Origin of the sequence: Pantoea sp. OVA07A, from assembly GCF_019969975.1 — a bacterium.
GTDB classification, from domain to species: domain Bacteria; phylum Pseudomonadota; class Gammaproteobacteria; order Enterobacterales; family Enterobacteriaceae; genus Pantoea; species Pantoea agglomerans.
This window is the reverse complement of record NZ_JAHXYM010000001.1, coordinates 1120584-1134014: the sequence shown is the minus strand read 5'-3', so window position 1 is coordinate 1134014 and position 13431 is coordinate 1120584. Positions and strand designations below refer to the sequence as shown.

The 13431-nt window shown below is 57.1% G+C and carries 13 protein-coding genes; 6 read left to right on the top strand and 7 right to left on the bottom strand.

Annotation, left to right across the window (positions count from 1 at the left end):
* Positions 1-100 precede the first annotated feature (100 nt).
* On the top strand, positions 101-349 hold the full coding sequence (locus LC417_RS05380; RefSeq protein WP_010246168.1) for a GlsB/YeaQ/YmgE family stress response membrane protein: 249 nt from the start codon (positions 101-103) through the stop codon (positions 347-349).
* 66 nt (positions 350-415) lie between these two features.
* Here the strand turns inward: LC417_RS05380 and LC417_RS05375 are convergent, their stop codons facing one another.
* Complete coding sequence (locus tag LC417_RS05375) at positions 416-2515, bottom strand: TonB-dependent siderophore receptor (protein ID WP_223565585.1); 2100 nt, start codon at positions 2513-2515, stop codon at positions 416-418.
* A gap of 191 nt (positions 2516-2706) precedes the next feature.
* Entirely contained in the window at positions 2707-4392 is a 1686-nt protein-coding gene (treA, locus tag LC417_RS05370) for an alpha,alpha-trehalase TreA (RefSeq protein WP_010669886.1), read from the bottom strand.
* A 210-nt stretch (positions 4393-4602) separates the two neighbouring features.
* On the opposite strand from treA, the gene ghrA reads away from it, so the two are divergent.
* The 3 genes from ghrA to LC417_RS05355 are packed head-to-tail and all read left to right on the top strand — an operon-like array spanning position 4603 to position 6915.
* Complete coding sequence (gene ghrA / locus LC417_RS05365) at positions 4603-5544, top strand: glyoxylate/hydroxypyruvate reductase GhrA (RefSeq protein WP_223565584.1); 942 nt, start codon at positions 4603-4605, stop codon at positions 5542-5544.
* Positions 5545-5583: 39 nt separating this feature from the next.
* A complete protein-coding gene (locus LC417_RS05360) occupies positions 5584-6321 on the top strand; it encodes a phosphatase (RefSeq protein WP_154210551.1) in 738 nt (245 codons plus the stop codon).
* A 27-nt stretch (positions 6322-6348) separates the two neighbouring features.
* Positions 6349-6915: a molecular chaperone gene (locus LC417_RS05355; RefSeq protein ID WP_010246159.1), complete on the top strand. Its 567-nt coding sequence runs from the start codon at positions 6349-6351 to the stop codon at positions 6913-6915.
* Between the two features lie 121 nt (positions 6916-7036).
* On the opposite strand, the gene LC417_RS05350 is transcribed toward LC417_RS05355, so the two are convergent.
* From LC417_RS05350 to LC417_RS05335, 4 genes are all read right to left on the bottom strand, one after another.
* Positions 7037-7402, bottom strand: coding sequence for a helix-turn-helix domain-containing protein (locus LC417_RS05350; protein WP_010246157.1), 366 nt, complete (start codon positions 7400-7402; stop codon positions 7037-7039).
* 72 nt (positions 7403-7474) lie between these two features.
* Positions 7475-7735: a type II toxin-antitoxin system RelE/ParE family toxin gene (locus LC417_RS05345; RefSeq protein ID WP_033757353.1), complete on the bottom strand. Its 261-nt coding sequence runs from the start codon at positions 7733-7735 to the stop codon at positions 7475-7477.
* 104 nt (positions 7736-7839) lie between these two features.
* Positions 7840-9216, bottom strand: a complete 1377-nt coding sequence (locus LC417_RS05340) for a CoA transferase (protein ID WP_223565583.1) — start codon at positions 9214-9216, stop codon at positions 7840-7842.
* Between the two features lie 46 nt (positions 9217-9262).
* Positions 9263-10147, bottom strand: coding sequence for a DMT family transporter (locus LC417_RS05335; RefSeq protein ID WP_010669895.1), 885 nt, complete (start codon positions 10145-10147; stop codon positions 9263-9265).
* A gap of 172 nt (positions 10148-10319) precedes the next feature.
* Between LC417_RS05335 and LC417_RS05330 the strand changes: the two genes are divergently transcribed.
* Positions 10320-11045, top strand: coding sequence for a glutamine amidotransferase (locus LC417_RS05330; protein WP_223565582.1), 726 nt, complete (start codon positions 10320-10322; stop codon positions 11043-11045).
* Here LC417_RS05330 and LC417_RS05325 read toward each other — a convergent pair.
* Positions 11033-11596, bottom strand: a complete 564-nt coding sequence (locus LC417_RS05325; RefSeq protein ID WP_022625824.1) for a class I SAM-dependent methyltransferase — start codon at positions 11594-11596, stop codon at positions 11033-11035. The genes LC417_RS05330 and LC417_RS05325 overlap by 13 nt on opposite strands.
* A gap of 232 nt (positions 11597-11828) precedes the next feature.
* Between LC417_RS05325 and LC417_RS05320 the strand changes: the two genes are divergently transcribed.
* On the top strand, positions 11829-13349 hold the full coding sequence (locus tag LC417_RS05320; protein WP_010669897.1) for an aldehyde dehydrogenase family protein: 1521 nt from the start codon (positions 11829-11831) through the stop codon (positions 13347-13349).
* The last annotated feature ends 82 nt before the right edge of the window (positions 13350-13431 follow it).

Below are 13431 nucleotides of genomic sequence, written 5' to 3'. Positions count from 1 at the left end.
AGCAGGCAGGCATTTTTTGAAAAGCTGGTTATACTTATCGCGGTAAACCGCTTGATTAATCAGGCGTTCACGATTTAATCAAAAAAGGAAGGAGCAACAGATGGGTATTATTTCCTGGGTCGTCTTTGGCTTAATCGCAGGTATTCTGGCGAAGTGGATTATGCCGGGTAAAGATGGTGGCGGTTTCATTCTGACTATCGTTCTGGGTATTATCGGTGCAGTAGTGGGTGGCTGGATCAGTACGCTGTTTGGCTTCGGCCGCGTCGATGGGTTTAACTTCGGAAGTTTTGTGGTCGCTGTTATCGGTGCCATCGTGGTGCTGTTTATCTACCGCAAAGTACGCAGTTGACCGTAAAGGTTTAAACGAAAAAGGGGACGAAGCGATTCGTCCCCTTTTTTATCTCTTATTTTGCAATCAGAAGTCGTAACCGACTGTCGCCATTACACTGCGCTCTGCGCCCCAGTAGCAATAGCCCGTGCCGTAACAGCCCGCTACATAGGTACGATCGGTCAGGTTATTGGCATTGACCTGCACCCAGGCACCTTTCAGGCTGCTGTTCCAGACGCCGAGATCGGCCCGCACTGACGCATCAAACAGCGTAACAGACGGCACGCGCGTGGTGTTTTCATTGTCCGCCCACTGTTTGCCGATGTAACGCACGCCCGCACCCGCACTCAGACCGTAATCAAACTGATAGTGACCCCAGAGTGCAGCCATGCTGTTGGGGGTGACATATGGCGTATGTCCATCGTTGCCATCTACCGATTCTTTAAAGCGCAGATGATTCAGCGTATAGCTCGCCACGGTGCTCAGACGCGGGGTTAACTGATTATGCGCTTCCAGCTCGATGCCCTGTGAATGCACTTTGCCCGATGGCGTATAAGTCGCCGTCAGCACGTCGCGGTTCGCCACATCTTTCTGCGTCAGGTCATAGACCGCCACGCTATAGAGATCGCGGGTGCCGACCGGCTGATATTTCACCCCGGCTTCATACTGCTCGGCGGTAGTCGGCTTCAGCAGGTTGTTGTTGGGATCGGTGAGCGCGGTCGGGGTAATCGCCTGGCTCCAGCTGACGTAAGGCGAGATACCGTTGTCGAAGGCATAGAGCAGTGCTGCGCGGCCGCTGATGTGATCATCCTGACGGCGGTCGCTGCCGCTGTTATTGGCGACGATGCGGTCATAACGGCCGGATAGATCCAGATGCCAGCGATCCAGCTTCATCTCATCCTGCAGGTAAAGACCAGTCTGGTAGTAGCGACGGGTTTTATCGGCCCAGGTGTAATCAGGCATGTCGCCAACCTGTTCACCAGTCCGTGCATTAAGCTGGTTGGCCGAGCCGCCAGCGGCAGTGATCTCATTTTTGTAGCGATGATACTCAGCACCCAGGGTGACGCGGTGCTCCAGCTCGCCGGTGTCGAACTCCGCCTGTAAGCGGTTATCGGTGGACCAGGCCGAGAGCGACGAGCGCTCGCCAGAGTAATAGCGGTTCAGCAGATCGGGATTCACGCTGTCCCAGCCAATCTGATAGACCTGATCGAGATCGACATTCGAGTGGCTGTAGCTGCCGGTCGAGGAGAATGACCAGACGTCGTTGAAGCGATGGGCGAAATCGAAGCTGTAGATCTGCTCGCGACGCTTGAACTGATCGAGATCGCTGTTGCCCTCATAAAAGCCGTTGCTCAGCTTGTAGCCATTGTGCTCGGAGAGGCTGCCGTCACCCGGTACCGAACCGTGATAGCCGCCCGACGGATCCTTCTGCAGATAGGCTTTCAGAATCAGATGCGTATCTTCATCCGGCTGCCACATCAGCTGTGGCATCAGCGCATATTTCTCTTCGCGGGTGTGATAGTACTGGGTATCGCTGTTGCGGGTCACGCCGGTCAGGCGAAACGCCCACTGATCGTTGATGGCATTGGTGTAGTCAAACATCGTGCCGGTGGTGGCGTTGCTGCCCGCCTGCAACTGGATGTGACCCTCTTCGCTGAACTGAGGACGCTTGGTGACCATGTTCACCAGTCCGCCCGGCACCGTCTGACCATAGAGCGCAGAAGAGGGGCCTTTGATCACGTCGATGCGTTCAAGGAAGGCGTTATCCACCTGCAGGCCGTTGAAACTGCCGCCGTCGCTCATCAGCCGCATGCCGTCGAGGAAGGTGTTATCGACATCGCCACCATGGAAGCCACGCAGTGCAATAGTGTCGTAACGGGTCGCGGCACCGCCGAAGTTGGTGAAGACGCCGGAACTATAGCCCAGCGCCTGGTTCAGGGTCAGCGCGCCCTGATCCTGCATCTGCTGACGGGTGACCACGGAAATCGATTGCGGCGTGGTGATGAGCGGACGGTCGCTTTTGGTTGCGCCCTGGCTGGTCGTCGCCAGATAGCCCTGGGTCGGCGAGGTCGAATCTTCCTGCGGTTGCGCGGTTACCACCATATCGGCAGCATAACTCAGAGCAGGCGCGGTCAGCGCCAGGGTGCATAGGGGAACATAACCTTTCAGCGACAATGACAGTTTCATCAAAATTCCTTTCTTGGCAAAGGTTCAGGCAGGTGAATAAAAGTTTTGATAGGCAATCTCATTATCATAATGAGAATTATTACCTTTTGTAAATTGGCTGCAATTTTGCCTGTTGATGAAAGAAGGTCAAGTAAAATTCGCGGAAATGAAGTGGGGATACCCCCGGCAAGGCCAGAGGTATCCAGAGAGGATTAAGGTTGTGAGGCAGACGCCTGCGGAATATCGTGGGCGCTGTTACAGGTTTTATCTTTCGGGCAGTACTTATCCAGCAGTTTCAGCGTGACGCCGTTGGTCCAGCCGAAGCCATCCTGCAGCGGATATTCACCGCCACCGCCGCCGCCGAGATTTTTGCCATCAACGACATATTTCTCCACCAGCTTATGCTCACGGTCATAGGTGTTCTGAACGTTTTGCAGGAAGCGTAATCCCACCTCTTTCGCCAGTTTTGGCTGGTTGTAGTGCTCCAGACCTTCCACAGCAACCCACTGCAGCGGTGCCCAGCCATTGGGTGCATCCCACTGCTGACCGTTGTTCACGGTGGTGGTCACCAGACCACCAGGTTTCAGCAGCTGTTTTTCCACTGCGCTGGCGGTGCTTTCAGCCTGCTTATCGCTGGCGACCTGCAGATAGAGCGGGAACAGCGCGGCAGCAGTCAGCTGAGGATGGACCTGCTTTTTCTGCCAGTCATAATCGGCGTACCAGTTCTGTTTGCTGTCCCACAGATAGCGGTTGATCGCCGCCTGGCGCTTCTCCGCGCGATCGGCAAACTGCTTCGCCAGATCGCTCTGCTTGTTCATCTGATAGCCTTTCGACAGGGTCTGCTCCAGATGGAACAGCAGGCTGTTGAGGTCAACCGGGGCCAGCTGCGTGGTACGAATTGTCGACAGGTTATGCGCATCGGTAAACCAGCGCGAACTGAAATCCCAGCCCGACGCCGCACCGGAACGCAGCTCCCGGTAGAGTTCGGCTTTATTCCTCTGCGGCGCTTTCTGGGCGGTGGCAATGTCATCCATCCAGGATTCTGTACGTGGCACGTCGCGCGCATCCCAGTAGCGGTTGAGCAGGCTGCCGTCCGCCAGCTTAATCACACGCTTGCTGGCTGCGCCCGCCGCGACTTTATCGCTGTCTGCCATCCAGTAGTCATACTCTTTCTGCAGCTGCGGCAGATAACGGGTATAGGCTTTGCCGTTATCGTGCGTCGCCAGCAGATCGACCATCAGGCTGAAGAACGGCGGCTGTGACCGGCTCAGATAGTAGCTGCGGTTGCCGTTGGGAATGTGGCCATAGCGGTCGAGCAGCGAGGCGAAGTTATCCACCATATCCTGCACTTTATCCCAGTGCCCGCTCTCGGCCAGCCCCAGCATGGTGAAGTAGCTGTCCCAGTAATAGACTTCGCGGAAGCGCCCGCCTGGCACCACATAGGGTTTGGGCAACGGCAGCAGCGAGTCATACTGACCGGCGCTGCTGGTGGTGCGCGTCAGCACCGGCCACAGGCCATCAATGTGGTCACGCAGGTTTTGTCCGGCTGGCGGCACATATTTGTCACCGGCCGCGGGCAGGGTAAAGTTGGCATCCACAAAACGCTTAAGATCGAAATTGCGCTGTTTCTTCTGCATCTGCCAGTCGGCAAGAATTGAGGCGGGATCGAATTTCGGCACCGCATCCGCAAAGGTCTTTTGATCGGGATAGAACTTCGCCTGTTGCACGGCATTAAACAGCGGTCCTAAACGAACGTCAGGCGGCTGCGGCTGATTATTCAGCATGCGACTGTTGTCGTCGGCCTGGGCAGTGAAGGCGGGTACGCTCAGCAGCAACGTGAGCAGAAAGGGCGCATAACGCTGACGCCGTGGAGCGGCGTTTACCTCAATTTTTGTCATCGGTTTTTCTCCTTGTCCGAAACGCGGCCGCGCGTAACGCATTGACCACAGGACCAACTTTAGACCTTATCTGACCACTTCACCCTGAAGCGAGCCGGAAATGTGAAGCCACGGGAATTATTTTTATGGAAAAAACCGCTTTATTACGCTGGTTTTTTCTTGCTCTCACCCTACTTTTCCCTGACGCTGAAAGAAAAAAAGGAGAGCAGGATGGAGATCATCTGGTATCACCCGTCGCAGTCTTCAGCGGCCTGGATTAACGGTTTACAACAGCGTCTGCCTCAGGCGCGGGTGCGTGCCTGGCAGCCAGGCGATAATGGTCCGGCTGATTACGCGCTGGTCCGTTCGCCCCCCACAGAAATGCTACAGGGACGCGCCACCCTGCGCGGTGTCTTTGCGCTGGGGGCAGGCGTGGACGAGATTCTGAAACAGTTGCAGCAGAACCCTGAGATGCTGCCCGACAGCGTGCCACTGTACCGGCTGGAAGATACCGGCATGGCGCGGCAGATGCAGGAGTATGCGGTTCATAGCGTACTGAGCTGGTTCCGCCGTTTTGACGACTACCGTCTCCAGCAGCAGCAACAGTGCTGGCAGCCACTGCCCGCTTACACGCGTGAAAACTTTACTATCGGCATCCTGGGGGCGGGCGTGCTGGGCCAGAGTGTGGCGGAAAGCCTTAAACCCTGGGGATTCCCGTTACGCGTCTGGAGCCGCTCACCCAAAGAAATTGATGGCGTGACCAGCTTTGCCGGTCGCGATGCATTGCCTGCCTTTCTACAGGAGACGCGGGTGGTGATCAACCTGCTGCCGAGCACGCACGAGACCATTAATCTTATCGACCACCACTTTTTACAGCAGCTGCCGCACGGCGCTTTCTTCCTCAACATCGCGCGTGGCGCGCAGGTGGTGGAAGAGGATCTGCTGACCGCGCTCAATAGCGGGCAACTGAAAGCGGCGGCGCTGGATGTCTTTCAGGTTGAACCGCTGCCCGAAGCGCATCCGCTCTGGTCACATCCGCGCGTCACGATCACGCCCCATAATGCGGCGGTAACCTTGATCGACGAAGCTATCGACTACATCGCTCGCGCCATCACCCAGGACCAGGCAGGCGAGCCGCCGCAGGGCAGGGTGGATCGTCAGCGCGGCTATTAATGAACCGGCCCCGTCAGGGGCAATCAGCAGGAGAAGAGGATGTATCCGGTAGATCTGCATATGCACACCATCGCCAGCACGCATGCTTACAGCACGCTGCACGACTACGTGACTCAGGCGAAGCAAACCGGCATGAAACTGTTTGCTATTACCGATCACGGCCCCGACATGGCCGACGCGCCGCACTACTGGCACTTCATTAATATGCGCGTCTGGCCGCGCGTGATCGATGGCGTGGGTATTCTGCGCGGTATCGAAGCCAATATTAAAAATCAGCAGGGCGAAATCGACTGTTCCGGCCCGATGCTCGATGCGCTGGATTTGATCGTCGCCGGTTTTCACGAGCCGGTTTATGCGCCGCGCGACCGGAAACATCACACGGATGCGATGATCGCTGCGATGGCGGGCGGGCTGGTCCATATCATCAGTCATCCAGGCAACCCGAAATTCCCGGTCGATATCACGGCTATCGCCGAGGCAGCCGCGCACTACGATGTGGCGCTGGAGCTGAACAACTCCTCCTTTACCCATTCGCGTCCGGGCAGTGAACCGAACTGCCGGGCTATCGCTGCCGCGGTGCGCGATGCCGGTGGACGGCTGGCATTTGGCTCCGATTCCCACACCGCGTTTACGCTGGGTCACTTCGATCACTGCCTGCGCATCGCCCGCGAGGTGGATTTTCCTGAGGATCGGGTGTTAAATGTCACGCCGCGTCGCCTGCTCGACTTTCTGGAGCTGCGCAGCGGCAAACATATTGCTGAACTGGCTGACTTTTAATTTACTTGCCTCAAGGAAATCTGACTCATGAATGAGTTTTCCATTCTGTGCCGCGTGATCGGCTCACTGTTTAATCGTCAGCCGCAGGACCCGCTGCTGGTGCCGCTGTTTACGCTGCTGCGTGAAGGCAAACTGCAGTCGCAGTGGCCGCTGGAGCAGGATGAGCTGCTGACCCGTCTGCAACAGAACAGCGATCCCCAGGCGCTGGCCGCCGATTACAACGCGCTGTTTGTTGGCAGCGATTGCAACGTGCCGCCGTACGCCTCACAGTGGCCGGAAGGCAAAACGGAGCCAGAAGTGCGTGCGTTTTTAACGTCACGCGGAATGCCGCTGAGCGATGCGCCTGCTGATCATTTTGGTGTGCTGATGCTGGCTGCGTCATGGCTGGAAGATCAGTCAGCGGAAGATGAGAGCGCGGCGCAGATGGCGCTGTTTGAAGAGTATCTGCTGCCGTGGTGCGGTGCTTTCCTGGGGAAAGTGGAAGCGCACGCGACCACCGCTTTTTATCGTACTCTTGCCATGCTGAGCCGCGAAGCGATCCAGGCGATGTACAACGAACTGCTGGATAGCAGCGAAGAGACGCCTGACGCCTGATTCACCACGTCGCCGGGTGCGTACCCGGCGCACAGTGCTGAATCATCTTTCTCAATGGGTTCTGGGGGATTATCTGGATACGGCGTGCTTTTTTTCGGGCACCTGGACCCTCTCAATCGGCTTACAGGATTAACTGCCCGGGTCGGCAGCCATACAGTTTTGCGAGACGTTCACGCGTCTTTTTCTGCGGCTTACTTTCAATACGCTCCAGTTGAGAGATCGCACTTTGGGTGGTTCCCAACTGCTGAGCCACATCATGCTGGCTAAGCCCCCGCCAGATGCGCCAGGCCGCCTGAAGACTCACTTCCTGCTCAATCATGATCCCTGCAACGTCGTGCGGGATCGTCTCATCGTCGTGCTCGTCAGCCTCCACAGGAATAGTCTCCCATTCGCCATCGCTGGCCGAGAGCAGCCTTTCATATTCCGCCACCGGCAAGACCACAAACTGGGGTTTGCCTGCTTCATCATAGATGTACTGTTTTGACATAGTTTATCCGGGTAATTGTGTGTCGCAGCAGAGGTCGTGAGTGCGTAAGGCTATGCCGGTATCCAAAAAGCTTTAGTAAGTGACGGATGTTCTTCTTGCTACCTCTGTAATTTCCAGAATCACCGGTTCGCCACCGGTTAACGTAAAAAGGACCCGGTAGTTGCCAACCCGCAGCCGATAGTGGTTATCGCTGCCCTGCATTTTTTTAATGTCCAGTGTGACGACCGGGAAACTGACTAACTCACCCACCTTCTGGTAAATGATTTTCTGGTAACGTTTGTCGATCTTCATAAGGTGCTTCAATGCCCGCCTGGACCAGTCTACCCTGACCATTCTGCACCCCGTTTCAATGAACTTCGTCCCTGAGTCATGTGTAAATAATAAGATGTAAATCTAATGCCATCAACATTATTTTTCTAATTATCTAATGACTTGCTTCACCACGTCGCCGGGTGCGTACCCGGCGCACAGCCCGGCGTCGCACAGAGCTGTGGGGTGCCGGGCAGCCAGGCGGCCGCTCGCAGCCTCACTCCAAACCCCCACGGCGTTAATTCGTAACAGGGCAGGTTATCCTTAACCTGCGGCGCAATGCCGGAGCCTGTGCGCTGATCGGTGGGATGCTGCTGCAACAGCCACGCGGTGCGCGCCAGCGACAGCCGGACCTGGCTGCCGTGGCCCTCAGTAATGCGTCGCCGTAATCCCTCCAGCACCGCCGCCGCCAGCAGATAGCCGCTGGCATGATCCAGCGCCTGCACCGGCAGCGGGACCGGTTTGTCGCTCTGCTGCCACTGCATGCCTCTTTCAGCAATGCCGCACCCCATCTGCACCAGACTGTCAAAACCCCGGCGATTGCGCCACGGACCCTGCCAGCCCCAGGCATTCAGGCCGGCATCAACCAGACCGGGTGAGAGTGACTGAAGGGTCTCCGCGTCAAACCCGAGCCGTTCCAGCGCGTCTGCCCGATAGCCATGCACCAGCACGTCTGCTTCACGCAGCAGGTGGATAAACTGCTCGCGATCGGCGGGCTGAGTCAGATCCAGCACCGCTCGTCGCTTGCCGCAGCTCATCTCTTCATCCAGCGTCGGCTCCTGCCAGCCGGGCGGATCGATGCGCAGCACGCTGGCTCCCAGGCTGGCAAGAAAACGGGTAGCGACCGGCCCGGCAATAATCCGCGTCAGATCCAGTACTTTAATGCCCAGTAAAGGACGGGCTTCGGCCAGCGGCCACGCCGGCGCCGCTGCCTGTTGTGTGGTCTGCCAGCTAAACAGCGGTTCGCGCTGCACGGCCTGACCCTGCGGATGCTGCTGCCAGGCGGCGGCGCTGCGCATCTCTGCGGCACAGCCACCCGCATCAATAACGGCCTGCTCCAGTTCGCTGGCCTGCCACTGTTGCACCTGCTGCGCCAGTGCTGCGCGATCGGCGTGCGCGCCCAGCACCCGCTCCATCGCCAGCCGGTGATGCACGGCGTTGGTGTGCAGACGGATCCAGCCATCCTGACTGCGATAGTCACCGGCAAACGCATCCCACATCGCGGGTGCCGCGCGATTCAGCGGATGGAAGCTCTGCTGAAACCAGCGTGACGCCAGCCGGACGTTAACGGTGACGGGCGGAGAGAGTTCAGGGCGGGATGTGGCGATAAGCGCAGCAGCAGCCTGCGTTGCCAGACCGATACTGGTGGCCGCCAGTTCACTGACGGCAAAGGCAGAAGAGAAGGTGGCGCGATCAACGAAGGCGGGGAGAGGCCAGGCGGCGTCGCGACCTCGCAATCCCTGCTGCATCTGCTGCCAGAGAGAGGCGGCAAGCGGTGAGTCCATGTTGTGCTTCCTGAGAGAGGTGATTTCTCAAGCATAGCACGCGGGATTAACGCCGCCGCAGGCGCGGGAAGCGGGCATGCATCCGCAGGCTACGCAGGTTGATTACGGCAATAGCGGTACCAAGGATTACCAGCGACGCACCGATAATCTTGAAGCTGTTGAGGCTGTCGCCCAGCACCACAATTCCCATCAGCACGGATAATACCGGCGTCAGCAGTGAGTAGGGCATGATCAGGTTAACGTTATATTTCTTCAGCAGCATATACCACAGTGTATAGGCGACAATCGACGAGGCGATAGCGCTGTAAAGAATGGCAAACCAGCCGTGCCAGCCCGCATTTTGCAGGGCGTAGAGCTGATGTGATTCCATCAACAGACTGGATGCGCCGACGACAGGAATGGCCAGAAACGCAATCCAGCCGGTCATGGTCAGCGGTTTAATCGGCGGTGACTTTTTCACAATCAGGTTGCTGACAGCCCAGCCGGTGGCGCTGCACAACAACAGACAAAGCACCCACCACGACGGAATCGTCGGGCTGCCGGAGAGCACGACAACGCCGCTCAGCGAGATCATAATGCCCATCAGCTGCACCAGCTTCAGCTTCTCTTTCAGCACCACCATCGCCAGCAGCATGGCAATGGGTGTACCCAACTGAACCACAATTGCGCCGGTGCCGGCATCGGTATAGCGCAGGCCGACAAACAGCAGCGAAAAGTGCATAAAACCGAACGTGAAAGCCAGCAGCAACAGCCAGGGTAGCTGCTGACGGTTAATCCGGCAAAACGGTACCAGTACGATGGCGACAACCACAAAGCGCATAAACGTCAGGAAAAGTGGCGGAAGCTCCAGCAGGCCCCATTTCACCGCAACGTTGTTGAAGGCCCAGATTGAAACCACCATCAGAATCAGAAAAAAATGCCGCACAGCCACGATAATATCCTTTCGATGTTTTTTGCTTAGCCCGCTAATGATGGCACGAACTGCGGCATTGCAGCCAATCGCAGGTAGAAATTTTCTGCGATTGCGGCGCAGCCTGATGAGACTTTCGGGCGCGTTGCTGGCAGACTGATTTGAAACGACTTCTTAAAGGAACTGATTCGGTATGACCTACACGTCCGCCTTACCCCTTGCGTTAATTCAGCTTGAAGTCCCACCTGCAAACGTTGTCTCAGAGATTGGTGAACAGCCGCGCTGGTTCATCGACGCGTTAAACCTGCAACCCGATGAATACCTGATTGTACGGCCCCATCTGGGCGAGGCGCTACCCGCTTTCGACCAGATTTCCGGGGCGATCCTCAGCGGTTCCTGGGCGATGGTCACCGATCACGCTGACTGGAGCGAACGCAGCGCCGTATGGATTCGCGCAGCGATGGATAACGGCTTGCCGTTGCTGGGGGTCTGCTACGGTCACCAGCTGATGGCCTATGCGCTGGGCGGCGAGGTGGCGGACAATCCCAACGGCTGGGAGCGTGGCCTGTTACCGATCAACTGCATGCCGGAGGCGCAGCGCGATCCGCTACTAAAGAAATTGCCACAGGACTTCAGCGTCTGGCTGTCACATCGCCAGTCGGTAATCAGTGCGCCACAACAGGCTCAGGTGCTGGCCGCCTCTGCGCGCGATGGCTGTCAGATTGTCCGTTATTCGCCGCAGGCGCTATCGGTACAGTTTCATCCTGAATTTTCACGGCACATCATGAACGTTTGTATGCCCAGGGGCTGTACAGAAGATGGGGCAAACGCGATGGAGGGGAAAGACTGGGCGCGTGAGTTGCTGGTGGCGTTCTGGCAACAAACGCGCCCTGCAATGGCGCAAGCTCAGGGTGCGTAGTGACGCGTGCAGCGATAGACCCAGGCGGGTGGCACGTTTTTCATCACCCGCTGTCGCTCCCAGGTGAAGTAGCGCGACAGGTCTGGCTGAGTCAGCGAGGTATACTGGAACTGTACAAAGACGCCGTTGGGCCCGAGCGCGTTATACACCGCACGCAGAATCGCCTCACGCAATTCAGTGGGTAATGAGAGCAGCGGCAGGCCGGAGAAGATCACGTCATATTCTCCGCTCAGGTATTCCGCTGAACAGGTGCGCACCGTCATGCGCGGATCGTTCAGCGCATTAAGCTTATCGGCCAGCGTGCTGCTGATCTCAAAGGCATCCAGAGTGGCATCGGGTGACATCTGCGCCAGTATCTGCCGCGTCAGTACACCGTCGCCCGCGCCGAGTTCGGCAATACGTAACTTTTCAGGCCATTCCACCGACGCAATCATGGTGCGGCACAGCGCCTCTGACGAGGGCGTAATGCTGCCCATCTTGCGCGGGTTGCGGATAAACTGATGCACGAAATTGGCTTTAGCGCGCATCAGGGTAAAAGCTGAAGCCAGCATGCTCATCTCCAGAATGAATTCATCCTCACGTTGACCCCTTTGTGCCGCACAAGTTTCTCTCTGACCAGCCTTTTGGGTAAAAGTCGGAATTATCTAAAGACGAAGCGTAAACACCCATTCCTTCGGGGCGGTCACAGTTTCCGGTTAACAGAACTGACAGGCTCTTGATGATGCTTCATGTTAATAATAAGTTTCATCATTGTTACATCAGTCACCTGTCAGGAGAATGATCATGCGTTATGCCGCCCCCGGAGAACAGGGTTCTCTGATTACCCTACAAAAGAATTATGGCAACTTCATTAATGGTGAATTCGTCGCGCCGGTGAACGGCAACTACTTCACCAATACCTCCCCGGTGAACGGCTCTGCGGCCGGTGAGTTTCCGCGCTCAGACGTTGCCGATGTTGATAACGCTGTGGCTGCTGCGGCAGCGGCGGCGGAAGCCTGGGGCAAGACCTCGCCGCAACAACGCTCGCTGCTGTTACTGAAAATCGCCGATCGGCTGGAACAGCATCTGGAGACGATGGCGGTCTATGAAACCTGGGATAACGGTAAACCGGTACGCGAAACCCTGGCGGCCGATATGCCGCTGGCCGTCGATCACTTCCGTTACTTTGCCGGTTGTGTCCGGGCGCAGGAGGGCAGTGCCGCCGAGATTGATGAGTTCACCGCCGCCTATCATTTCCATGAGCCGCTGGGCGTGGTAGCGCAGATCATTCCATGGAACTTTCCGCTATTAATGGCGGCGTGGAAACTGGCTCCGGCACTGGGCGCGGGTAACTGTGTGGTGCTGAAACCGGCTGAGCAGACCCCGCTGTCGATCACCGTTTTTGTCGATCTGATTAAAGATCTGCTGCCGCCGGGTGTGCTGAACGTGGTGCATGGGTTCGGCAAAGAGGCGGGTGAAGCGCTCGCCTCCCATTCCGGCATCGCCAAGGTAGCCTTCACCGGCTCTACCGCAACCGGCGGTCATATTCTGGAGCTGGCAGCAAAAAGCCTGATCCCCTCGACCGTTGAGCTGGGCGGTAAATCACCTAACATCTTCTTTGAAGACATCATGCAGGCGGAGGAGAGCTTTATAGAGAAAGCCGCCGAAGGCGTGGTGCTGGGTTTCCTGAATCAGGGCGAAGTCTGTACCTGTCCGTCGCGTGCGCTGGTACAGGAGTCGATCTACGAACCCTTTATGGCGGCCGTGATGAAGCGGGTAAAAACCATCAAACGTGGCGATCCGCTGGATACCGAAACCATGGTGGGCGCGCAGGCGTCGCAGCAGCAGTTTGATAAAATTCTCTCTTATCTTGAGGTTGCCCGACAGGAGGGCGCGGAAGTGCTGGTGGGCGGTGGCGTAGAGAAGCTGGATGACTCACTTAACAGCGGCTACTACATTCAGCCGACACTGCTGAAAGGCAACAACAGCATGCGCGTTTTCCAGGAGGAGATCTTTGGCCCGGTCATTGGCATCACCACCTTTAAAGATGAGGCAGAAGCAATCAGTATCGCCAACGACTCCATCTATGGGTTAGGTGCTGGCGTCTGGACCCGCGATATCAACCGTGCTTACCGTGTGGGCAGGGCGATTAAAGCCGGGCGCGTCTGGACCAACTGTTATCACCTCTATCCGGCGCACGCCGCCTTTGGCGGTTATAAGAAGTCGGGTATCGGGCGTGAGACTCACAAAATGATGCTGGATCACTATCAGCAGACTAAAAACCTGCTGGTCAGCTACAGTATCGAGCCGCTGGGCTTCTTCTAGTTCTGGCCCGCAACCTGCCAGGTTAACTCTGCGCTCTTCTCCCAGAACCACGCTACGGCGTGGTTTTTTTTGCTCCACGTAG

Excerpts from the sequence above, each read along its gene's own strand:
- LC417_RS05325 (WP_022625824.1), bottom strand. The coding sequence starts at position 11,596 with ATGCTGGCTTCAGCTTTTACCCTGATGCGCGCTAAAGCCAATTTCGTG.
- LC417_RS05340 (WP_223565583.1), bottom strand. The coding sequence starts at position 9,216 with ATGGACTCACCGCTTGCCGCCTCTCTCTGGCAGCAGATGCAGCAGGGA.
- LC417_RS05330 (WP_223565582.1), top strand. The coding sequence starts at position 10,320 with ATGACCTACACGTCCGCCTTACCCCTTGCGTTAATTCAGCTTGAAGTC.
- LC417_RS05360 (WP_154210551.1), top strand. The coding sequence starts at position 5,584 with ATGTATCCGGTAGATCTGCATATGCACACCATCGCCAGCACGCATGCT.
- LC417_RS05380 (WP_010246168.1), top strand. The coding sequence starts at position 101 with ATGGGTATTATTTCCTGGGTCGTCTTTGGCTTAATCGCAGGTATTCTG.
- LC417_RS05320 (WP_010669897.1), top strand. The coding sequence starts at position 11,829 with ATGCGTTATGCCGCCCCCGGAGAACAGGGTTCTCTGATTACCCTACAA.
- treA (WP_010669886.1), bottom strand. The coding sequence starts at position 4,392 with ATGACAAAAATTGAGGTAAACGCCGCTCCACGGCGTCAGCGTTATGCG.
- LC417_RS05350 (WP_010246157.1), bottom strand. The coding sequence starts at position 7,402 with ATGTCAAAACAGTACATCTATGATGAAGCAGGCAAACCCCAGTTTGTG.
- LC417_RS05345 (WP_033757353.1), bottom strand. The coding sequence starts at position 7,735 with ATGGTCAGGGTAGACTGGTCCAGGCGGGCATTGAAGCACCTTATGAAG.
- LC417_RS05355 (WP_010246159.1), top strand. The coding sequence starts at position 6,349 with ATGAATGAGTTTTCCATTCTGTGCCGCGTGATCGGCTCACTGTTTAAT.
- ghrA (WP_223565584.1), top strand. The coding sequence starts at position 4,603 with ATGGAGATCATCTGGTATCACCCGTCGCAGTCTTCAGCGGCCTGGATT.
- LC417_RS05375 (WP_223565585.1), bottom strand. The coding sequence starts at position 2,515 with ATGAAACTGTCATTGTCGCTGAAAGGTTATGTTCCCCTATGCACCCTG.